The sequence below is a fragment of the Streptomyces sp. NPDC088354 genome (assembly GCF_044753585.1).
Lineage (GTDB): Bacteria > Actinomycetota > Actinomycetes > Streptomycetales > Streptomycetaceae > Actinacidiphila.
In genome coordinates, this window is sequence record NZ_JBIVNJ010000020.1 from 65,572 (window position 1) to 86,611 (window position 21,040).

Annotated in this window: 15 protein-coding genes; 8 read left to right on the top strand and 7 right to left on the bottom strand. The window is 74.4% G+C overall.

Going from position 1 to position 21,040, the window contains the following annotated elements; translation table 11 throughout:
• Nucleotides 1-22: 22 nt before the first annotated feature.
• Nucleotides 23-787 carry a GntR family transcriptional regulator gene (locus ACIP98_RS26070; RefSeq protein ID WP_401978180.1) on the bottom strand — a complete coding sequence of 255 codons (765 nt, stop codon included), beginning with the start codon at nt 785-787 and terminating at the stop codon, nt 23-25.
• Between the two features lie 259 nt (nt 788-1,046).
• On the opposite strand from ACIP98_RS26070, the gene ACIP98_RS26075 reads away from it, so the two are divergent.
• Complete coding sequence (locus ACIP98_RS26075; protein WP_319660706.1) at nt 1,047-1,793, top strand: SDR family oxidoreductase; 747 nt, start codon at nt 1,047-1,049, stop codon at nt 1,791-1,793.
• Between the two features lie 3 nt (nt 1,794-1,796).
• Here the strand turns inward: ACIP98_RS26075 and ACIP98_RS26080 are convergent, their stop codons facing one another.
• Together ACIP98_RS26080 and sigJ are read right to left on the bottom strand one after the other, a co-directional pair.
• Nucleotides 1,797-3,641 (bottom strand): tetratricopeptide repeat protein, encoded by a 1,845-nt coding sequence (locus tag ACIP98_RS26080; RefSeq protein ID WP_319660707.1) that lies wholly within the window; start codon nt 3,639-3,641, stop codon nt 1,797-1,799.
• Nucleotides 3,642-3,721: 80 nt separating this feature from the next.
• Nucleotides 3,722-4,639, bottom strand: a complete 918-nt coding sequence (gene sigJ / locus ACIP98_RS26085; protein ID WP_319660708.1) for an RNA polymerase sigma factor SigJ — start codon at nt 4,637-4,639, stop codon at nt 3,722-3,724.
• 270 nt (nt 4,640-4,909) lie between these two features.
• Between sigJ and ACIP98_RS26090 the strand changes: the two genes are divergently transcribed.
• Together ACIP98_RS26090 and ACIP98_RS26095 are read left to right on the top strand one after the other, a co-directional pair.
• Nucleotides 4,910-6,358, top strand: coding sequence for an NCS2 family permease (locus tag ACIP98_RS26090; protein ID WP_319660709.1), 1,449 nt, complete (start codon nt 4,910-4,912; stop codon nt 6,356-6,358).
• Nucleotides 6,359-6,844: 486 nt separating this feature from the next.
• Entirely contained in the window at nt 6,845-8,059 is a 1,215-nt protein-coding gene (locus ACIP98_RS26095) for an MFS transporter (RefSeq protein WP_319660710.1), read from the top strand.
• A 64-nt stretch (nt 8,060-8,123) separates the two neighbouring features.
• On the opposite strand, the gene ACIP98_RS26100 is transcribed toward ACIP98_RS26095, so the two are convergent.
• Genes ACIP98_RS26100 through ACIP98_RS26110 form a run of 3 tightly spaced genes read right to left on the bottom strand, consistent with a single transcriptional unit; the run spans nt 8,124 to nt 14,887 of the window.
• Entirely contained in the window at nt 8,124-9,980 is a 1,857-nt protein-coding gene (locus tag ACIP98_RS26100; RefSeq protein WP_319660711.1) for a glycoside hydrolase family 15 protein, read from the bottom strand.
• A 57-nt stretch (nt 9,981-10,037) separates the two neighbouring features.
• Entirely contained in the window at nt 10,038-13,058 is a 3,021-nt protein-coding gene (locus ACIP98_RS26105) for a tetratricopeptide repeat protein (RefSeq protein WP_319660712.1), read from the bottom strand.
• Nucleotides 13,055-14,887: an HSP90 family protein gene (locus tag ACIP98_RS26110; protein WP_401978184.1), complete on the bottom strand. Its 1,833-nt coding sequence runs from the start codon at nt 14,885-14,887 to the stop codon at nt 13,055-13,057. Before ACIP98_RS26110 ends, ACIP98_RS26105 begins: the two co-directional genes overlap by 4 nt.
• A gap of 38 nt (nt 14,888-14,925) precedes the next feature.
• Here ACIP98_RS26110 and ACIP98_RS26115 point away from each other — a divergent pair, with 38 nt between their 5' ends.
• The 3 genes from ACIP98_RS26115 to ACIP98_RS26125 all read left to right on the top strand — a co-directional run bounded on the left by ACIP98_RS26115 (nt 14,926) and on the right by ACIP98_RS26125 (nt 17,509).
• The gene (locus tag ACIP98_RS26115) at nt 14,926-15,126 is read left to right on the top strand and encodes a hypothetical protein (protein ID WP_319660713.1); all 201 of its coding nucleotides are present in this window, start codon (nt 14,926-14,928) and stop codon (nt 15,124-15,126) included.
• Nucleotides 15,127-15,546: 420 nt separating this feature from the next.
• Nucleotides 15,547-16,071, top strand: coding sequence for a DUF1990 domain-containing protein (locus ACIP98_RS26120; RefSeq protein ID WP_319660714.1), 525 nt, complete (start codon nt 15,547-15,549; stop codon nt 16,069-16,071).
• A 76-nt stretch (nt 16,072-16,147) separates the two neighbouring features.
• Nucleotides 16,148-17,509, top strand: coding sequence for a GNAT family N-acetyltransferase (locus tag ACIP98_RS26125; RefSeq protein WP_319660715.1), 1,362 nt, complete (start codon nt 16,148-16,150; stop codon nt 17,507-17,509).
• Here ACIP98_RS26125 and ACIP98_RS26130 read toward each other — a convergent pair.
• Nucleotides 17,463-18,644, bottom strand: coding sequence for a PLP-dependent transferase (locus ACIP98_RS26130; protein WP_319660716.1), 1,182 nt, complete (start codon nt 18,642-18,644; stop codon nt 17,463-17,465). The two genes, ACIP98_RS26125 and ACIP98_RS26130, sit on opposite strands and share 47 nt — an antisense overlap.
• A 59-nt stretch (nt 18,645-18,703) precedes the next feature.
• Between ACIP98_RS26130 and ACIP98_RS26135 the strand changes: the two genes are divergently transcribed.
• Nucleotides 18,704-19,186, top strand: coding sequence for an Lrp/AsnC family transcriptional regulator (locus tag ACIP98_RS26135; RefSeq protein ID WP_319660717.1), 483 nt, complete (start codon nt 18,704-18,706; stop codon nt 19,184-19,186).
• A 48-nt stretch (nt 19,187-19,234) separates the two neighbouring features.
• Nucleotides 19,235-20,908 carry a DUF885 domain-containing protein gene (locus tag ACIP98_RS26140; RefSeq protein ID WP_319660718.1) on the top strand — a complete coding sequence of 558 codons (1,674 nt, stop codon included), beginning with the start codon at nt 19,235-19,237 and terminating at the stop codon, nt 20,906-20,908.
• Nucleotides 20,909-21,040 lie beyond the last annotated feature (132 nt).

A 21,040-nucleotide genomic window follows, 5' to 3' on the forward strand; every position in this document is an offset into this window, starting at 1 on the left:
GCGAGCCCGCCCGGGCCGTACCTCAGGAGGCCGCCGCGTGCCGATCGCCGTCGTGGTGGGTGATCTCCATGGCGCCGCTGTCGCCGAAGGTGAGGCGGCAGGTGTCGGCCCGGTAGGTGGAGACCGCCACGGCGGCCACCCGGCCGCCGCAGAAGTAGCGGGTGGTGACGACGAGAACGGGGGCGCCGGGCAGCCGGTCGAGCTGCTTGGCGTCCTCGGCGCGGGCGGAGCCCAGCTCCACGGCGCGGTCGTCGCCGTCGAGTTCGAGTGCGCGCAGCGCGCGCAGCACGGCCGGGGCGTGATCGGCGGGCGCCAGGTCGTCGCCCAGGCCGGGGACGGATGCCCGCGGCACGTACAGCAGCTCGGTGGCGACGGACTGGCCGCCCATCGCGCGGACCCGGCGGACGGTGTGGACCGGCTCGTCGGCGGCGATGCCCAGGGCGGTGGCGACCACGGCCGGCGCGGCGGCCTCGGCGCAGCCCACAGTACGCCAGGCGTCACCCGGGGCGCCCGGCCAGGTGCCGCGCGAGGGCCCGACGGAGACGCCGACGCGGGGCGGCGCGACGGTGGTGCCGACACCGCGGCGGCGCTGCAGGCGGCCCTCCAGCTCCAGCTGCTCCAGCGCCTGGCGCAGCGTGGCCCTGGCGACGCCGAAACGGGCCGCGAGGTCGCGCTCGTTCGGCAGGATCTCGCCCACGGCGAACTCCGAGTCGAGGGCGTCGACAAGCACGGTCTTGAGGTGCCAGTACTTGGGCTCCGGCACATTCTCGAGCTGCGTGGTCCCCACCCTGTCCTCCGCAATCGGCCTGGCCCCGCCGGGGGGTTGTTCAGCCTTGTTTCCGAACGGCTCTTTATTAAAGGTTCTTGCACTACTAGGGGACGATAGGGCCGCTCCCGCGGCTTGGTCAAGACCAATGCTCGCCGCCCCGGCGCGATCCGGGCGCGGCCGCCGCGCGGCGTTCACAAGGTGTTCGCGCTCGTCACGGGCCGTTCGCACGCTGGTAGCGTTCGTGATCATCGAGGACGGGCGGGCGAGGGAGCGGGTCATGGCGGCGGTCACGGTGGTCACCGGCGGCGGGCGCGGCATCGGAGCGGCCGTGGCGCTGCGGCTGGCGCGGGACGGGCACGCCGTGGGCATCGGCTACGAGCGGGCACGCGAGGCCGCCGAGGACGTCGCCCGGAAGGTGCGGGAGGCCGGCGCCGAGTGCGTCGCCGTGCAGGGCGACACCAGCGACGAGGCCCAGGTGGAGCGGCTGTTCGACACCGTGCGGGAGAAGCTGGGCGCCATCACCGGGCTGGTCAACAACGCGGGCGTCACCGGGCCGCTCGGCCGCTTCACCGAGACGCCGGTCGCGGAGATCCGCCGGGTCGTCGACGTCAACGTGATGGGCGCGATCCTGTGCGCGCGGCGCGCCGCCCTGGAGATGTCCACGCGGTACGGCGGCGGGGGCGGCGCCATCGTCAACATCTCCTCGGGCGCCGCGACGCTCGGCAGCCCCGGGGAGTACGTGCACTACGCGGCGAGCAAGGCGGCCGTGGACGCGCTCACGGTGGGCCTGGCCAAGGAGCTCGCCCCGGACGGCGTGCGGGTCAACTCGGTGCAGCCCGGCATGGTCCTGACCGGGATCCACGCGGCCATGGGCGACCCGGAGCGGCCGTGGCGGAACCCGGACCGCGTGCCCATGCGGCGGCCCGGGGAGCCGGAGGAGGTGGCCGGCGCGGTGGCGTGGCTGATGTCGCCCGAGGCGTCGTACACCACCGGCGCGGTGCTGCGGGTCACGGGCGGCCTGTAGGAATCAGGCCTGCGCTTCGGCCTCGGCGTCGGCGTCGGCGTCGGCGGCAGGGTCTTCGGTCTCTATGGCGCGGACCACGTCGGCCGCCAGCGCCGCCACCTCGGGGATGACCCCCGGGGCGGCGAGGGCGAGATGGCACAGCGACCAAGTGAGCGTCACCACACGGGTCTTGCGGGCCTCCAGGGCGTCCAGGAGGCGGCGGGCCACCAACCGGGCCGCGTCCTCACGGGCCGCCGGGTCGACCCAGGCGGTGGCGACGATCGCGAGCGCGGCCGCCTCGCACACCCAGTCCTCTGCGCCCGCCAGCACGTCGGCCAGGAGCGCGCGGCGGCGGGAGACCGCCCACGGCTCGTCGGTGCGGTGGTGGGCGAGCCCCAGGCAGGCCCAGACCTGCACGGCGCGGATCCACAGGTCCGGGGCCTGCGCCGCGAGCGCCCGGCCGAGCTCGTCGTCGCGCGGGGCGGGCGGGTGGACCAGGACGCCCAGCAGGTCCGCCGGGTCGAGGCCGGACAGCACCACCGCGTCGTCGTAGGCGGCGGGCAGGTGCGGCCAGCCGTGCCACGCGACGCGGCGCACGGCCTCGGCCGCCTCGGGCGAGGGGGGCGGGACGGCGGGGCGGGCGGTGGTGCCCTCGTAAGCCCACAGTGGGGTGCTCACCGGGCGGGGCGGCACCCGCGGGTCCGGCTCGGGGACGTCCTGGACGTCGAGGGACGCGCGGGGGAAGGCCGTACGCAGGGCGAGCAGCGCGCTCGGGGGCTCCAGCGCGGACACGGTGAGAGCCAGTTCGGCGTCGGCGGCGACCGACTGCTCCAGGGCCTGGTGGAGCAGGCTGATGATCGCCTCGTTGCCGCCCGGTATCCAGTTCAGCCAGGGGCGGCCGCGGCCGAGCCGGGCCAGCAGTTCGCCGGCGTACTCGTGGTCCGGCGCGCCGCGCAGGTGGTCGGCGAGCGCGACGAGGTGCTGCGTGTCGCCGTCGATCGCGTGGCGCAGCGCGTGCGCGGCCGGGGCCGCCTTGGGGTGGCCTGGGTCGGCCGCGGCGGCGCGTTCCGCCCATTCCAGGCCCTCGGCCGGCCGGCCCAGTGTCTGCAGCAGTTCGGCGATGTCGATGTACAGGTCGAGGTCGGCGGGGTCGCGCCGCACCTCGCCCCGCCACACCTCCAGTGCCTGTTCGGGGCGGCCCGCGCTGCGCAGCGCGTACCCCAGCATGACGGCGGCGGGGTGGCAGGGCTCCAGGTCGTACGAGCGGGCGGCCCAGGCGACGGCTTCCTCGGCGCGGCCCATGCGGCGGGCGAGCGTGGAGCCGCACCACAGGAGCATGGTGTGGTCGGGATGGCGGGCGACGCTCGCGCGGACCAGGTCGAGCAGCGGCGTCAGGGGGGCGCGGTGCTCCTCGGCGACCGGGTCGGGCAACCGCGGGGCCACTCCGGCGGCGGCGCGGGCGACGGTGTCCGGGGCGACGAGTCCGGCGATGCCGGGGCGCCGCAGCCAGCCGATGTCCAGCCACGCGCGGTCCGGCTCGTGGCTCGCGCACTGGGCCAGCAGGGCCACGGCCTCGTCCCAGCGCCCCGCGACCGCGCACAGGTGGCCGCGCGCGGCGACCGTGCCGATGTACGCCCGCTTCTCCGGCTCGAACCAGTCCAGGGCCTTTGCCGCTCCCCCGGCGCGGGCGGCGAACTCCGCCAGCGCCTCGTGCGTCTCCGGCAGGCCGGGGTCCCGGGCGAGCGCGTCCTCCAAGTGGCGGGCCGCGTGCGTCAGATCACCGTCCGCCAGCGCGATGCGGGCGGTCGCCACCTCCCCCTCGGCCTCCAGCCGCTCAGCGTCCCCGCGTTCCCCGGACCGATCAGCCACCGCCAGCTCCCCACCCTCGCCCCTGCGCCGACTCCGGCACCCTAACCGGCCGTTCGCCCCCTCCCGGCGCGCGGGGGCGGTCAGAGGCGGTCGCTTTCGCTCAGGACGGGACCGGGGGATGCGACGCCGGTCAGCTTGCCGGGGTTGGTGAGCACGTAGACCGTCGTGACCAGGCCGTCGGTGAGTTCGAGGGAGATCACGGTGTGGGGCCTGCCGTGCGAGGTGAGGACCACGGACGGGACGCCGTTGACCTCGCGGAGGGTGAAGGACGGGTCGGGGACAGGGGTGGGCGCGATCGCGTGCAGGAAGCGGGCGACCTTGGCGGCCGTCTCGATGACGCGGCGCGGGGCCTTCTGCACGCCGCCGCCGTCGCCCACCAGGCGCACGTCGGGGGCGAGGAGGGCGAGCAGGCCGTCGATGTCGCCGCCGACGGCGGCAGCGAGGAAGCGTTCGGTGATCCTGGCGGTCTCGGCGGGGTCGGCGTCGTACCGGGCGCGCTTCTCCTCGACGTGCCGCCGGGCCCGTCCGGCCAGCTGGCGCACGGCGGGCTCGGCGCGGTCCAGGACGGCGGCGATCCGGGCGTACGGGTAGTCGAAGGCCTCGCGCAGCACGAAGACGGCGCGCTCCAGCGGTGACAGCGACTCCAGCAGCACGAGGACCGCGAGGGAGACGGACTCCGCGAGGACGACGCGTTCGGCGGTGTCGGGCACGGTGTGCGCGAAGTCGGTGGCGACCGGCTCGGGCAGCCACGGCCCCACGTACGCCTCACGCCGCGACTGCAGTTGCCGCAGGCGGTCGATGGCGAGCCGGGTGGTGACGGTCACCAGGAAGCCGCGCGGTTCGCGCACCGCCTCCCGGTCGGTGGCCGCCCAGCGCAGCCAGGCCTCCTGCACGACGTCCTCGGCGTCGGCGAAGCGGCCGAGCATGCGGTAGGCCACGCCGGTCAGGACGGGCCGGTGCTCCTCGAAGACCGCCGCGGCGGCCGTGTCGTCTCCCACCCTCCCATTCTCCCGTGCCGGGCCCGGCCCCGGCACGGCGGGGAGGCCGTGACGGCGAAGGGTGCGCCGGCGAAGGGTGCGCCACGCGGTCGTGCCGCGCCATGCGGCCCGCCGGCCGTACTCAGGTCAACGCCGTTCCTCGCCGCACTCGTTGAGCGGTACACATTCGTTAGCACAAGGAAACACTTCCAAAACCCGAACCGTCCTCCGGGCGTCCACAATCCCCCCAACCATCAGCAGGCCGACCGATCGCCGCACCCGAGGAGCACCATGTCCGCTCAGGCCACCGACGTGGCGCAGGGCTCACCGCCCGCACCGAGCAACCCACTTGACCGCTACTTCCGCATCGGGGAGCGCGGGTCGACCTTCGGCAGGGAGATCCGCGGTGGCTTCGCCACCTTCTTCACGATGGCCTACATCCTGGTGCTCAACCCGATCATCCTGGGCAGCGCGAAGGACAAGTTCGGGCACGCCCTGTCGACGGGTCAACTGGTCACCGCCACCGCACTGGTGGCGGCCGTGATGACCGTGATCATGGGTGTCGGCGGCAATCTGCCGCTGGCGATCGCGGCCGGCCTCGGTCTCAACGCGGTGGTGGCCTTCCAGATCGCGCCCCTCATGAGCTGGGACGACGCGATGGGCCTGGTGGTCCTGGAGGGCCTGCTGATCTGCGTCCTGGTGGTCACCGGGCTGCGGGAGGCGGTGATGCACGCGATACCCCAGCCGCTGAAACAGGCGATCAGCGTCGGCATCGGCCTGTTCATCGCCTTCATCGGGTTCGTCGACGCCGGTTTCGTCAGCCGCATCCCGGACGCCGCCAACACCACCGTCCCGGTGCAACTGGGCGGCACCGGCGCGCTGTCGGGCTGGCCGGTGCTGGTCTTCTGCCTCGGCGTGCTGCTGACGGTCGCGCTGCTGGCGCGGAAGGTGAAGGGCGCCATCCTCATCAGCATCGTGACCATGACCGTGGTCGCGATCGTCATCGACGCGCTGGCCGACATCAAGAGCTGGGGCCTGACCACGCCCAAGGTGCCGGACGACGTGTTCGCGGCGCCGGACTTCGGGCTGCTGGGCCATTTCAGTCTCTTCGGGGCCTTCGGCCGGATCAGCGCGATCACCGTGGTGCTGCTGGTCTTCACCCTCATCCTGTCGGACTTCTTCGACACCATGGGCACGGTCGTCGGCATCACCGCCGAGGCGGGGCTGCTGGACGAGGAGGGCAGGGTCCCGAACCTGGGCCGGGTGCTGCTGATCGACGGCGCCGCGGCGGTCGCGGGCGGCGCCGCCTCCGCCTCCTCCAACACCGCCTACATCGAGTCGGCGGCCGGCGTCGGCGAGGGGGCGCGCACGGGCTTCGCCAACCTCGTCACCGGCGGGCTGTTCGCGGTGGCGCTCTTCCTCAGCCCGCTGCTGACCATCGTGCCGCTCCAGGCGGCCGCGCCCGCGCTGGTCGCGGTCGGCTTCCTGATGATGACGCAGGTCAAGAACATCGGCTGGGACGACTTCGAGATCGCCCTCCCCGCCTTCCTCACGATCGCCGTGATGCCCTTCACGTACTCGATCACCAACGGCATCGGGGCCGGCTTCGTCGCCTACGTCGTGCTGAAGACCGTGCTGGGCAAGGCCAAGCAGGTGCACTGGCTGCTGTGGGCGGTCTCGGCGCTCTTCGTGGTGTACTTCGCGATCGATCCGCTGGAGCAGCTGCTCGGCGTGAAGTGACCTGCCCTGTCCGGCCACCGCGGGCGGCCGTCGCGCGGCGCAGGATCGCGCGGCGGCCGCGGCGGTGAAGACCCCGACCGGGACGGGGGCCCCCGGTCGGGGCCGCTGGCCGGGCCGGCGCTTCTCGCGACGGCCCGTATCTGTTCGAACTACGGGCGGACCGCCGTAGTTCCCGCTCCGGCCCGGGCGTCCGGTGTGAGGTGCGGCACCCGCCGCGGACGGCTCGCCGCCGCCGTACCGAGGGGCCGCACGGCCCGGGCCGTCCCGGGTTACGGGCAGCTGTCGGTCATCCGTACGGCGGTTTGCACCGACGGGGGCCGCGCCGGCATTCGGTCTCAATTCGGCAACGACAGGTTTGAGTTGCATACACCCCCTTAACGGGGCACCTGGGTGCTTGATACACATGGTTGCGCGTTCCTGTCCGTCGACGGTCGCCCCTCCCCCACGCTTGCTCGCCGAGTCCTCGGCCGTCCATCAGGAACGCCCATGTCTTCGCGGACCGCGCCCTCGCGCGCCCTGCTGCCGCTCGTCGCCCTCTTCTGCGCCGGCTACCTCGCCCCGTACCTCATGCCGACCCTCGTCGGCCGGCTCTCCGGCGGGCTCGCGCTGAGCGGTTCGCAGGCCGGGGCCGTCGGCAGCGCGCTGCTGCTGGCCTCCGCCTGCGCCGGGTTCGTCCTGGCCTCGCGGGTCGACCGGATCGGCCGGGCACGGCTGGCGCGACGCGGTCTGCTGCTCGTCGCGGGCGGGTTCGCGACGGCCGCGGCCACGCACCACGTCGCCCTGGTGGTGGCCGGCTGCGTCGTCGGCGGCTTCGGGTCCGGCACGTCGACGGCGGTGGCCGCCGTGGGCATCTCCAGGCAGCGGGAACCGCACCGGGTCACCGTGCTCGGCCTGCTGGCGACCTCCGCGGTGGCCGGCGCGCTCTACCTCGTGCTGCCGTCGCTCGGCGGCGGTCACGCACTGCCGTTCACGGCGATCGCGGCCACGGCCCTGCTCGTCCTCCCGCTCACCCGGTGGCTGCCGGCGGCGCCCGTCGTGCCGTCACGGTCCGGGGCCGCCGGACCGCTGCCGCACCGGCGCTCCGGGATGGTCCTGGCGGTGTCGATGCTGTGCTGGTCGCTCGCGCAGAACGCACTGTGGGGCGTGAGCGGCCGTATCGGGCTGGACCGGGTCGGACTGTCGGAGGCGGCGCTCGGCGTGGTCTTCGCGGTGGCGCTCGGCGGCGGGCTGCTCGGGGTCACAGCGGCGGGCGCGCTCGGCCCGAGGCTCGGCCGCGCACTCCCGCTCGGCGCGGGGACGGCGCTGATCGCCGCCTGCGTGGTGGTCAGTTCCTCGGCGCGCGAGGCGTCGGCCTTCGCCGCGGGCGAGGTGCTGTGGAACACGTTCTACCCGGTGGTGCTCTCCTACGCGATCGGCCTGGCCGCCGCACTGGACGGCCGCGGCCGGTGGGCGGTGTACGCCGGCTCCGCCTCGTCCCTGGGCGTGGCGTGCGGCCCGCTCACCGGTGCCGTGCTCGGCGCGCGGCTCGGGTTCCCGGCCATGGGCGGTGTGCTGGCCGGTCTGCTCCTGGTCGCCGCCGTGCCGCTCACCGCCGTCGCCCTCGGCTCCGCCGCGGGCGGCCGCGGGCGCGTCGCGGTGGCCGTCCGGCGCCGCAGGAGCGCCGCCGTCGCGGCCCGCTCGGAACTCGGCCGGGCCGCCTGACGGGCTCGCCGGCCGGCCCGCACCGTCGACCCCGGCACCGTCGACCCCGGTACCGTCGGCCGGGTCAGCCCAGTGCCTTGTCGAGGTTGAAGGCCGCGCTGATCAGGGCGAGGTGGGTGAAGGCCTGCGGGAAGTTGCCGCGCTGCTCGCCGGTGCGGTCGATCTCCTCGGCGTACAGGCCCACGTGGTTGGCGTACGTGAGCATCTTCTCGAAGGCCAGGCGCGCGTCGTCGGCGCGGCCTGCGCGGGTGAGGGCCTCCACGTACCAGAACGAGCAGATGGAGAACGTGCCCTCCTCGCCGCGCAGTCCGTCCGGGCTCGCCATGGGGTCGTACCGGTAGACCAGGGAGTCCGACACGAGGTCCTTGCCGAGCGCGTCGAGGGTGGACAGCCACTTGGGGTCGGTCGGCGAGATGAACTTCGCGAGCGGCATCATCAGCACGGACGCGTCGAGCACGTCCTCGCCCTCGCTCTGGGTGAAGGCGCCGCGCTTCTCCGACCAGCCCTCGCGCATGATCCGCCGGTAGATCGCGTCCCGGGCCCCGCACCAGCGGACGTGGTTGGCGGGCAGCCCGCGGTGGTTGGCCATGCGGATGGCCCGTTCGATCGCCACCCAGCACATCACCCGCGAGTAGAGGAAGTTCTTGCGGCCGCCGCGGGTCTCCCAGATGCCCTCGTCGGGCTGGTCCCAGTTCTTCACGACCCAGTCGACGATCCCGCAGACGGTGTCCCAGTGGGCGCTGGAGATCGGCGCGCCCCACTTGTCGTAGAGGTAGAGCGAGTCGATCAGCTCTCCGTAGATGTCCAGCTGCAGCTGGCCGACCGCGCTGTTGCCGATCCGGACCGGCGCCGAGCCCCGGTAGCCCTCCAGGTGCGGGAGCTCGTGCTCGGGCAGTTCGGTGCGGCCGTCGATGCCGTACATGATCTGCAGCGGGCCGTCGCACGGCCCGGCCGTGCCGTCGCAGGGACCGAGGGCCACCCGCTCGGACAGGAAGCCCATGAAGGCCTCGGCCTCGTCGGTGAACCCCAGCCGCAGCAGGGCGTAGACGCAGAAGGCGGCGTCGCGGATCCACACGTAGCGGTAGTCCCAGTTCCGCTCGCCGCCGATGCGCTCGGGCAGGCTGGTGGTGGGCGCGGCCACGATGGCCCCGGTGGGCGCGTACGTGAGCAGCTTGAGCGTCAGCGCCGAGCGGTGGACCATCTCCCGCCAGCGGCCCCGGTAGCGCGACTTGGCCAGCCAGCGGCGCCAGTAGCGCACGGTGGCCTCGAACTGGTCCTCGGCCTCGGTCAGCGGGCAGCCGCGCAGTTCGACGCCCTCGGCGATCTGGTCCAGCGCGAAGACCGCCGTCTCGCCCTCGGAGAGTTTGAACTGCGCCCACACGTCGGTGCCGTCGGTCTCCATCTGCACTCCCGAGGTCAGCGAGAGCGTCTGGACAGCGGATTCGAAGATCGCCTGCACGCCGTGGATGTGCGTGGTGTGCGGCACCGTGCCGTAGACGAAGCGCGGGGCGACGCGCACCCGGAACGGCAGCATCCCGCGGACGCAGACCACCCGGCGGATCAGCCGGTGGCGGCCCTCGTCGTCCGAGTCGTCCACGACCGGCATGAAGTCCTGGACCTCGCCCATTCCCTCCTCGGCGAAGAAGCGGGTGATGAGGACATTGGTGTCCGGGAAGTAGAACTGCTTGGTCAGGGCCGGCACGTCGGCGGCCAGCTCGAAGCTGCCGCCGCGGTCGGCGTCGAGGATCGACGCGAAGATGCTGGGCGCGTCGAACCGGCCGCAGCAGTACCAGTCGATGGTGCCGTTGGTGCCGACCAGGGCGGCGCTGCGCAGGTCCCCGATGAGTCCGTGGGCGGCGATCGGCAGGTACCGGTCGCCGCCCGCGGCTGCGGACGGGGACGCGAGGGCTTCTGCTGTCACGGTGGCCTCCTCGGTCGCCGGGCGAACCGGATTAAGCGACAAAAGCCACCATTCAGACTAGTCCCCCTGGGCGTCCCCGCTCTCGCTGTGCTCTGCGGCCGCCACGGATCCGGCCCGCGCGGCGGCGTCGTGATCGCGGTGACCGCTCGGGGCGTCCTCGTGGTCCTGGTCGTCCTGGTCGTCGTGGTCCGTGTACTCGAGGACCGCGTGCGCCTCGGCGACCCGTCGTTCGGCGACGGCGCCCTCCCGCCCCTCGTACGCGGCCAGCACCTCCCGGGCACGGGCCACCGCCCGCCCGGGCAGGCCCAGATCGGCTTCCAGCCAGGCCGCCATGAGCTGGGCGGCGCTGCGGTCGTCGCCCGGATCGAAGGTGGCCACGGCACGGTCGGCGAAGGCCAGGCCCTCCTCGTACGCGGCACGGGCCGAGCCGTCGTCCTCCCCGTCCCCCGGCTCGTGGGCACAGGCCCGGACGACCAGCTCACCGCTCTGCCGGTACGTCCCGGCCAGCTCCGCGCGCAGATGGCGTGCCTCGTCCGCGTCACCGGCCGCCGTCGCGGCCGCCAGTGCCGCCTCGCCCTCGGCCACGGCCCGCGCCATCAGGACGCGGCCCTCGGCGACGCCGCCCCGGCCGTCGCGCAGGGTGATCCAGGCGCGGGCCCGCAGCGTCCTGACCACCTGCGCCGGGCGGTCCAGGCCGCGCCACAGCTCCTCGGCGCGGACGTAGGCGCGGACGGCCTCGTCGGCCAGGCCGGCCCGTTCCAGGCAGTCGGCGGCGAGATGGGCGAGGACGGCGTGGTCCCGCTGCTCCTCCCAGCCCTTGGCGATCTCCGCGGCGAGCAGGAACTGTTCCGCGGCGGCACGCGGCTCGCCCAGGTCCCCCAGGCTCTCCCCCAGCCACCAGCGGGCCTGGACGACGCGTCCCTCGTGGTGCACGGCCTCCAGGTCCGGCAGCGCCGTCTCCAGGACGGTGGCCGCCTCGGACGGCCGGCCCTGCCGCAGCCGTGCCCCGCCGAGGACGAGCCGCGCCCAGGCGCCCAGGCCCTCGGCCTGCCCGCCCTCGTCCGCCCAGTGCGCGCCCTCCAGGGCGTGCTCGGCCGCCTCGGCGTGCCGGTCGCCCGCCGCGAGGGCCGCGGCGAGGACGGTGTGCAGGTGAGCGCGCTGCACGGGGTCGAAGTGGGCGTCGCCGTGGTCGAGCGCGGCGCGGGCCGACGACGCGGCGGTGGCGTGGTCGTCGCACTGCAGGGCGAGGTCGGCGAGCATCGCCTCCGCCTCGGCCGCGTACCAGGGCAGCGCGGCCTCGTGCCGGAGCCGGGCGGCCCGGCCGAACAGCGCCGCGGCGGTCGCCGTGTCGCCGCGCGAGGCGGTCAGCCGGGCCTGCAGGACGACGGCGTCCGCGAGCCGGGAGGCCATGCGCTCCGCGTCGCGGTACTCCTCGGCGAACGCGACGATCCGGGCGACCTCCTCCTCGGTCTCCGGTCCGGGGTCCCGCAGCCGGATGCGGGCCAGCAGCGCCCCGCTGAGCTGGCGCGGCGTCGCACGCCCGGCGGCGTGCAGCGCGCGCAGGGCGTCGCAGGCGGTGTCGAACGCGGCCAGTGCCTCGTTCGTGGGGTCCGCGAGGGCGGCGGCGCAGGCGGCCCGGGCCCGGCAGGCAGCGGCCTCACCGGGGTCGCCCGCGGCCTCGAAGAGCCCGGCCGCGGCCGCGAAGAGCGGTACGGCCGTGCCGGGGTCCTCGAAGGCGTCGATGCCGGCGTGGTCGGCGATCTCCGCCCGGGCCCGGTCGTCGAGCTCCGTCCCGGTGCGCTCGGCGGCGCGGGCCAGCGCGGCCCAGGCGGCACCCGCACCGGGGTGCTGGGTCTCGGTGAGCCGCCGCGCCGCGGCCAGCAGGGCGGTCGTGTCGTCGGGCGCCGCCGCCGCGGACTCGGGAACCGGGGCGCTCGGCGGCCGCTCCGGCGTCGCCAGGCGCTGCGCCCGTACGCCCAGCGGGAGCCGGTCCACCAGCGGGGTCCTGTCGAGCCGCTCGCGCATCCGGCGGCCGACCGCGTCCGTGCCGTTGCGGGCGTCGAAGCGCGCGGCGATCGCGCCGGCCTCGCGCTCGGCATGGGTGAGCAGTTCCCCGGCGGACCAGGTGGCGCCGGAAGGGCCCGGGACGGGACGGCCGGCGTGGCCGAGGGCGACGAGGCGCCGCATGACCAGTGCGGTGGCCGCCAGGAAGTCCATCCGGGCGTCGGGGTCGCCGGTGTCGGTGAAGTACGCGGGGTGCTCGGCGAGGATCTCCAGGGCACGGGCCTCGTTGCCGGTCAGCGCGCAGAACTCGACATGGCTGCTGACCGCGCCCCGCATGCTGTCCATGGACCGCACCATGCGGTAGCCGCGCAGGTGGTGGGCGCGCGCCTCGTCGAGCCGGCCGAGCCGGACCAGGGGCAGCAGGGAGCCGGCCAGTACATTGTGCGGTTCGTGGGCGCAGGTGTGCACGCCCTGGAGGACGGGACCCCAGGTGGCCACGGCCTCCGCGTCCTGGCCGCAGTCCACCTGCCAGACGCCCTGGCCGTGCAGCTCGCAGGCGTGGCAGTCGGCCATGGCGTCGCGGTCGGCGGCGAGCCAGGCGGTGAAGGCGGCCTGCGCGCGCCCGGTGTCACCGAGGTGCCGAGCGATCCGGAAGTCGCCCTGGCGCACGGCGCGTTCGGAGTGCCCGGCCAGCCGGTAGCGGTGCTCCATCTCGCGCTGCCACTTCTCGATGGAGGCGAGCGGGACGTCGGGCTGGTCGAGCATCCCGCCCGCGACCCACTTGAAGATCCAGTGCAGTTGGCCGGTGTTCGTGCCGTCGAAGTCGCCGGGCCGCTCGTCCCACATGCGCAGCAACCGGGCGAAGGGCACGAAGAACTTGTTCCGCTCGCTGCTGTACGCGTAGGCGCTCGCGAGGTTGAAGAGCGCGTCGAGGAGCAGCGGGGTGTCACCGGTGGCCTCGGCCTCGGCGACGAGGCGCTCCGCCCCGGCGTTGCGGGCGCGGCCCTCGGGCTCGTCCCGGTTGTGGGCCAGGGAGCGGCGCACGGCCGCGACCTCCGGGTCCTGGGGGCTCATCGGCCGTCCTCCTTCTCGGTGTCGGCGGTGTCCGGGGTCTCCGTGGACCGGGCGGCCCAGTGGAGCAGGCCGAGGAAGGCACGGTTGAGGAGCGCGGAGTCGGCCGGGCGCAGCGGGCGCTGCGCCATCAGCAGCGCCTGCCCGTACAGCGCCTCGGCGGCGGTGCCGGCGAGTTCGGCGTCCCCGAAGCCGCTGATCCGCCGGACCAGCGGGTTGAGGTGGTTGAGCACCAGCCGGGCCCGCGGCGCTCCGCCGCGCAGGGCGCCGAGGATGCCGGCCCACAGGTCGTCGGCCTGCCCCTCCTCCTCGGCGCGGGCGCGTTCGTGCCGGGCGTTCCGGTCGTCCAGGTGCAGGGCGGGAACGGTCACGGGGTGGAAGGCGCGCAGGCTCACGTCGCAGCCGAGCGCGTCGAGCCGGGCGCGGGCGGCGGTCAGGAACCCCGACAGCGCCAGTTCCTCGGCGGGGTCGACGGCGTCGAGGTGGGCGGTGACGGTGTCGGCGTCGAGTTCGGCGACGGAGGTGCCCGGCCGGACGGTGGGCAGCAGTTCCACCAGGTCGGCGTCGTAGGTGTAGCCGCCGTTGACGACCCCGATGCCCTGGGCCGCGGCGATCGGCGCGACCTGCCGGAACTCCTCGACGGTGCGGGTGAAATGGACGACGGGGTGGCGGCGGGCGAACTCCTCGAGCGACACCTGCCCGTCGGTGGTCTCGAAGGGCAGCCACGGCAGCATCGTCCGCAGCATGTCCGCGTCGTGCCGGGCCAGCGCCTTGACGCCGAGGTGGTGCACGGCCAGGAACTCGGCGAGCCGGCCGGGGTCCTCGGCGGCCAGGCCGGTCAGCCACGCACGGATGCGTTCGCCCAGCGCCTCGCGGACGGCGGCCAGGGTCTCGTCGGCGTACAGGCTCTCGCGGGAGGCGGTCGGCCGCAGGCTGTCGGTGTCGATGACGCACCGGACGAAGAACGCCCAGTCGGGCAGGAGGTCGTCGGCCCGGTCGGTGAGCAGCATGCCCTTGAGGTGGACGCGGTGCCCGGCGCGCTGCGCGGGGCTGACGGCCGCGGGCAGCACGTAGCCGACGCCGCGCACGCCGGCGAGCGGGACGTCGAGGTCGATGACGTCCAGCGGGCTGAAACCGAACCGCTGGTGGCAGTGCCGGGCCAGCGCCACCCTGCGCGCGGCGGGGCCGGGGTGCGGGGCCTCCCACACCGGGGGCCGTTCGGTGACGGGGGCGCCGTCCACCCGCACGTCGTACGGCAGCAGCGACCCGAAGTCCCTGGCGAGCGCGAGCACGCGCTCCCCGGTGAGCCACTCGCCGCTGCCGGGCCGGGCGGTGAGGTGCACGGTGGTGCCGGGCTCCGGGCGGGCCTCGTCGGGCAGCGTGCGGACGGTGTAGGACCCGTCGTCCCGGGCGGTCCACTCCACGGGCGGCGCGTCCGGTGTGCGGGCGGAGCGGCTGACGACCCGGATCCGCTCGGCGACCACGAAGCAGGCGAGCAGGCCGATGCCGAACTGGCCGAGGAACTCCGCGCGGGCGGACTCCAGTCCGTCGCGCTTGGAGCTGCGGCCGATGGTGGCCAGCAGGTTGTGCACATCGGCCTCGGTCAGGCCGATGCCGGTGTCCTCCACGCGCAACCGCTCGCCGTCGGCGAACAGCTCGACGCGCGCGGGCGCCCCGGGCTGCTCTGCACGCCGCGCCGTGATGGCGTCGACGCCGTTCTGGAGCAGCTCTCGCAGGTAGACCCTGGGGCTGGAGTAGAGGTGGTGGGAGAGGAGGTCCACCAGGCCGCGCAGGTCGACCTGGAAGGTGTGCGGTGTCTCGTCTGCAGTCATCGTGTCTGCGCCGGCAAGGCCCCGGAGGGCGGCGCGGGTTGGGCGATCTGGTGATCGCGGCCGCCGAATGCCGCACATCGTACGGCTGTGCGATCCGGGACGACCAGCGGTTTCCGTGGGCGCGTGCCGGCGTGCGGACCGGCGGGGCGCAGTCGGCCGGCGTCGGCGACGACGAGGTGCCGGGCGGTTTTTCACCGGTCGTTCGGACCGACGGCACACGGCGCGAGCAGGAACGGTGACGGACACTCAACGGCCCACACGGTCACGGACTTCGGAGGTCAGGACGGGACACGGAACGGAGAGCGGCGTCGGGCGGCGCGCAGTGCTGCGGGGCGGTCTCGCCGCATCGGGGGCGTTACTGGTGCCGGCGACGGTGGCCGCTCCCGCGCCGGCCCTCTCGGGGCGGCCGGCGGCGACGTCCGGCGTGCAGAGCGGTGACGTGACGGCGACGGGCGGTTCGGTGTGGGTGCGCTCGGACCGTCCGGGGCGCATGGTCGTGGAGACCTCCGCGACCGGGTCGTTCCGCGACGCGCGCCGCTGGGCCGGCCCGCTGGCCGGCCCGGACCTTAGGGCGTTGGCATTCGCAAATCCCCCAGGCAAGAGGGCGAATTCGCGCCTCGTCGGGGCGGCGCACCGCACCGGGCGGTACATATGGGGCCGTGACGAACGGACTCACCTACGACCACGTCGGCATCACCCGGGACCCCGGCGCGGCGCTCCCGCCCGGCTTCCGGCGGCTGCGGGAGCGCACGCGGCTCGGCGACGGCCCGGACGTGTACGCGGCGGCCGAGCGGGCCCTGTTCGGCTGGCGCATGCACCGTGCGACAGGGCTGCGGGTCCCCGCGGGCACCCCGGACGCCGCACCGGGGGTGCGCGTACGGCTGCGGATCGGCCCGCTGAGCGCGCCGTGCGAGGTGGTGTGGGCCGAACACGGTCCGGAGCGGGCGGGATTCGCGTACGGAACGCTCGCCGGCCACCCGGAACGCGGCGAGGAGTCGTTCGTCGTCCGCCGGGAACCGGACGGCTCCGTGTGGCTGGATGTCACGGCCTTCAGTAGACCCGCCACGTGGTACATGGGTCTACTGGGCCCCTTGGGACACGTCACTCAGCGTGTCGTCGCACGCCGGTACGGACGGTGCCTGCGCCGATTGTCGCAGGATGAAACTATTGAAAAGGGGAGTTAACCGACATGGGACACCCTTTACCCGTCGGTCACAACGCGTTCGTGATCGCGCAACACGTCTTCGGCATGGTGTTTGCATGCCAGATCTGACGTATGCCACGACCAACCCCCGTCGGCATCGCCATCATTGGCGGCGCGACGTCGTCGAGCTCGCCGCGCTCTTCGTCGCGGTGGCGACGGCCGACCTGATCGCCAACCTTGTGGGGCACGGCCCGGACGGCCCCGTCCTGCTGTGCGCCTCGGCCGCCGCCCTGATCGCGACGGCCGGGTTCCACACGTGGTGGGCGCGCCGCCACAGCCATGCGCCACCGGACGGCGGTACCGCCGGTACCGGGGCGGCGGAGCTGGGGGAAGGCTCCGCCGCCGCCACCGGTCCGGACGCCGGGACGACGCTGTGGCGCATGCGGACCACCGTGCGCGACACGCCCGGCAGCCTTGCCGCCGTGACCACGGCGCTGGCCGCCCGGGCCGTGGACATCCTGACCCTGCAGACGCACCCGCTGACCGACGGGACCGTCGACGAGTTCCTGCTGCGCGCCCCCGCGGACCTGCCCGCAGGGGAACTGACCCGCGCCGCGGGCGCCGCCGGCGGCCGTGACACCTGGATCGAGCGGGCCGACGCCCACGACCTCGTCGACACTCCGACCCGGATGCTGACCCTGGCCACGCGCACCGCGATGGACGCGGCCGAACTCCCTTTGGCGCTGCGCCAGTTGTTCGGACGCTGCACCATAAGGTCCACCCCGCCCGGCCGGCCCGGCGGCGACCTCGCCGAGGACACCCTGCAGGAGACCGTCATGCGGCTGCGCGACCCCGCCGGAGGGACGATCACCGTGGAACGCCCCTATCTCCCCTTCACCCCGACCGAGTTCGCCCGCGCCCGCGCCCTCGTCGAGCTGGACGACCGGCTGGGCGTGCGGGTCCCCGAGCAACGGGACGTCCTGACCCTGCCCGAGGGCAACGAGATCACCGTCCGGCGCGCCGGCCCCGAGGACCTCGCGGCCGCCCGCGAACTCCACGAGCGCTGCTCACCGGCCACGCTGGCCCACCGGTACCACGGCCCGGTCTCCGACGTGGACCGCTACCTGAACCACCTGCTCAGCCCGCGCTTCGGCCAGACCCTCGCCGTCCAGACGGTCTCCGGGCGCGTCGTCGCCCTCGCCCACCTGCTGTGGGACGGCGACGAGACGGAGGTCGCACTGCTCGTCGAGGACGCCTGGCAGCGCCGCGGCATCGGGCTGGAACTGCTGCGCCGACTGGTCGCCCAGGCCGTCGAGGCCGAGTGCGAGCGCGTGTACGCGGTGACCCGGGCGACCAACACCGGGATGATCGCGACGATGCGCCGCCTGGCCCTGCCGCTGGACTACCAGGTCGAGGACGGCACGCTGGTCATCACCGCGACGCTGTCGCCGGCCGAGGCGAGCGCTCCGCTGCGCTGAGCGCCCGGTCCAGGTCGTCCCACAGGTCGTCGAGGTCCTCCAGCCCCACCGACAACCGCAGCAGCCGGTCGCTGACGCCCGCGCCCTGCCGGTCGTCCTCGTCCACGATGCGGTGGCTGATCGAGGCCGGGTGCTGGATCAGGGTGTCGACGCTGCCGAGGCTGACCGCCGGGGTGATCAGCCGCACCCCGGCGATCACCTCGTGCGGGTCGCCCTGCACCTCGAAGGCGATCATGGCGCCGCCGATCCGCGGGTAGTGCACCCGCGCCACCCGCGGGTCCGCCGTCAGCCGCTCCACCAGGGCGGCCGCCGTCGCCGACGCGGCCCGCACCCGTACCGGCAGCGTGGACAGCCCGCGCAGCAGCAGGTACCCGGCGAGCGGGTGGAGCACGCCGCCGGTCGCGAAGCGCACCTTGCGGAGCACGCGGGCGAACTCCTCGTCGCAGGCGACGACCCCGCCCAGCACGTCGCCGTGCCCGCCGAGGTACTTGGTGGCGCTGTGCAGCACGATCCGGGCACCGCTCTCCAGCGGGCGCTGCAGGACGGGCGTGGCGAAGGTGTTGTCGACGAGCAGCGGCACCGTGCCGCAGGAGTGGGCCACCGCGCGCAGGTCGACCTCGGCCAGGGTCGGGTTGGCCGGGGTCTCCACGATCACCAGGGCGGTGTCGGGCCGGATGGCGTCGGCGATGCCGGCCGGGTCGGTCCACGTCACCTCGGTCCCCAGCAGCCCGCCCGTCAGCAGGTGGTCGCTGCACCCGTACAGCGGGCGCACGGCCACCACGTGGCGCAGGCCCATGGCGGCGCGGGCCAGCAGCGTGGCGGTGAACGCGGCCATGCCACTGGCGAAGGCGACCGCGGCCTCGGCACCCTCCAGGCGGGCCAGCGCCGTCTCGAAGCGCGCGACGGTGGGGTTGTCCAGCCGCGAGTAGACCGGCGACCCCTGCAGCGCGGCGCCCGTGGCGGCGAAGTCGTCCAGCCGGGCGGCCTCGGCACGGCTGTCCCGGGACGGGTAGGTGGTGGACAGGTCCAGGGGGACCGCGTGCAGGCCGAGGTCCGTGAGGTCCTCGCGGCCCGCGTGCACGGCCTCGGTGGCGAGGGCACGGGAACGGGATGAGTGCTGGGCTGTCGTGTCCATGGCCCGATGCTGAACAGCTACCGGTCCGTAGTGGTGATCGCCCGTGTTAATTTCGGCCGGTGTCCGATTCTGTGCTTCTGGATCCGGTCGACCTGGAAATTCTGCGCCTGCTGCAAAACGATGCCCGGACGACCTACCGTGACCTCGCCGCCGCCTGCGGGGTCGCGCCCTCCACTTGTCTGGACCGGGTCAACCGGCTGCGCCGCACCGGGGTGATCCTCGGCCACGAGCTGCGGGTCGACCCCGCCCGGCTCGGACGGCCCCTGGAGGCGCTGCTGTCGGTCCAGGTCCGGCCGCACCGCCGGGAGCTGATCGGCCCGTTCGTGGACCGGGTGCGGGCGCTGGCCGAGTCGCGGTCGCTCTTCCACCTCACCGGACCGGACGACTACCTCGTCCACGTCGCCGTCGCGAGCACCGGCGACCTCCAGCGCCTGGTCGTCGACGAGTTCACCTCGCGTCCCGAAGTCGCCCGCGTCGAGACCCGGTTGATCTTCCAGCACTGGGACTGCGGGCCGCTGCTCCCGCCCGCGTCAGCAATATGATCCGCAATGGTGATGACGCGGCAGGGCGCTCCGTACCAGGATGTGACCATGTCCGACACCACCAGCAGCGCACTGCCCCGCACGGTCGCCGACGCCTACGTCGACGCGGCCGCCGAACTCGACCCCATCACCGCCACGTATTTGGGCGTCCGGACCGGGCAGGACCGGCTCCCCGACTTCTCACCGGCAGGCCACGAAGCCCAGGCGGACCTGGCCCGGCGCACCCTGGCCGCCCTCGACGCCGCCGAGGTGCCGGACGACGACGAGCGTCGCTGCGCCCGGCTGCTCCGCGAGCGGCTCACCGCCGAACTGGCGGTCCACGAGGCCGGCGAGAACCTGCGCGCCGTCAGCAACCTGCACTCCCCCGTGCACTCCGTCCGCGGCGTCTTCATGCTGATGCCCACCGAGACCGACGAGGACTGGGCCGCCGTCGCCGCCCGGCTGCGGGCGGTACCGGAGGCCCTGGCGGGCTACCGGGCCTCGTTGGAGGAGGGCCTGGACCGCAAGCTGCCGGCCGGGCCGCGCCAGGTCGCCACCGTCGTCGTCCAGCTCGGCGAGTGGCTGGAGGACGAGGCGGGCAGCTGGTTCACCCAGTTCGTCAAGGACGGCCCGCAGTCGCTGCGTACCGACCTGGACGCGGGCGCCGCCCTGGCCACCGGCGCCGTGGCCGCGTTGCGCGACTGGCTGCGCGACACCTACGCCCCCGCCGTCGAGGGGACATCCGACGCCGTCGGCCGGGAGCGCTACGCCACCTGGGCGCGCTACTGGACCGGCTCCGACCTCGACCTGGACGAGGCCTACGCCTGGGGCTGGGAGGAGTTCCGCCGTATCGAGGCCGAGATGCGCGCCGAGGCGGAGAAGGTGCTGCCCGGGTCCACCCCCATGGAGGCGCTCGCCCACCTCGACGAGCACGGCGAGGCCGTCGAGGGCGTCGACGCGGTGCGCGAGTGGCTGCAGGCCCTCATGGACGAGGCCATGAGCGCGCTCGACGGCACGCACTTCGACCTCGCCGATCCGGTGAAGCAGGTCGAGTCCCGCATCGCCCCGCCCGGCAGCGCCGCCGCCCCCTACTACACCGCGCCCTCGCTCGACTTCTCCCGGCCGGGCCGCACCTGGCTGCCGACGCTGGGCCGCGAGCGCTTCCCGGTCTGGGACCTGGTCAGCACCTGGTACCACGAGGGCGTCCCCGGCCACCACCTCCAGCTCGCCCAGTGGGCCTACGTCGCCGACCGGCTCTCCCGCTACCAGGCGACCCTCGGCCAGGTCAGCGCCAACGCCGAGGGCTGGGCCCTGTACGCCGAGCGCCTCATGGACGAACTCGGCTTCCTCACCGACCCGGGCCGCCGCCTGGGCTACCTCAACGCCCAGATGCTGCGCGCCACCCGCGTGATCCTCGACATCGGCATGCACCTGGAACTGCGCATCCCGGACGACAGCCCGTACCGGCCCGGCGAGACCTGGACCCCGGAGCTGGGCCGCGACTTCTTCGGTGCGTACAACGGGCTCAGCGCCGCCATGCTCGACAGCGAGATCATCCGCTACCTCGGCATGCCCGGCCAGGCGATCGGCTACAAGCTCGGCGAGCGCTCCTGGCTCGCCGGCCGGGCGGCCGCCCGAGCGGCCCACGGCGACGCCTTCGACGCCAAGGCCTGGCACATGGCCGCGCTGTCCCAGGGCTCCCTGGGCCTGGACGACCTCGTGGACGAGCTGTCCCGGCTCTGACCGTTCCCGTCCGGCGGCGGTCCCGTACCGCCGCCGGACGGCGGCCTGAAGCGGTGTGGCGGATTCCGTCGAGTGACTGTCCGGTAACGCCCTGTTGACGGGACGCGGGGCGGATAGGCTGCCCATATGGGG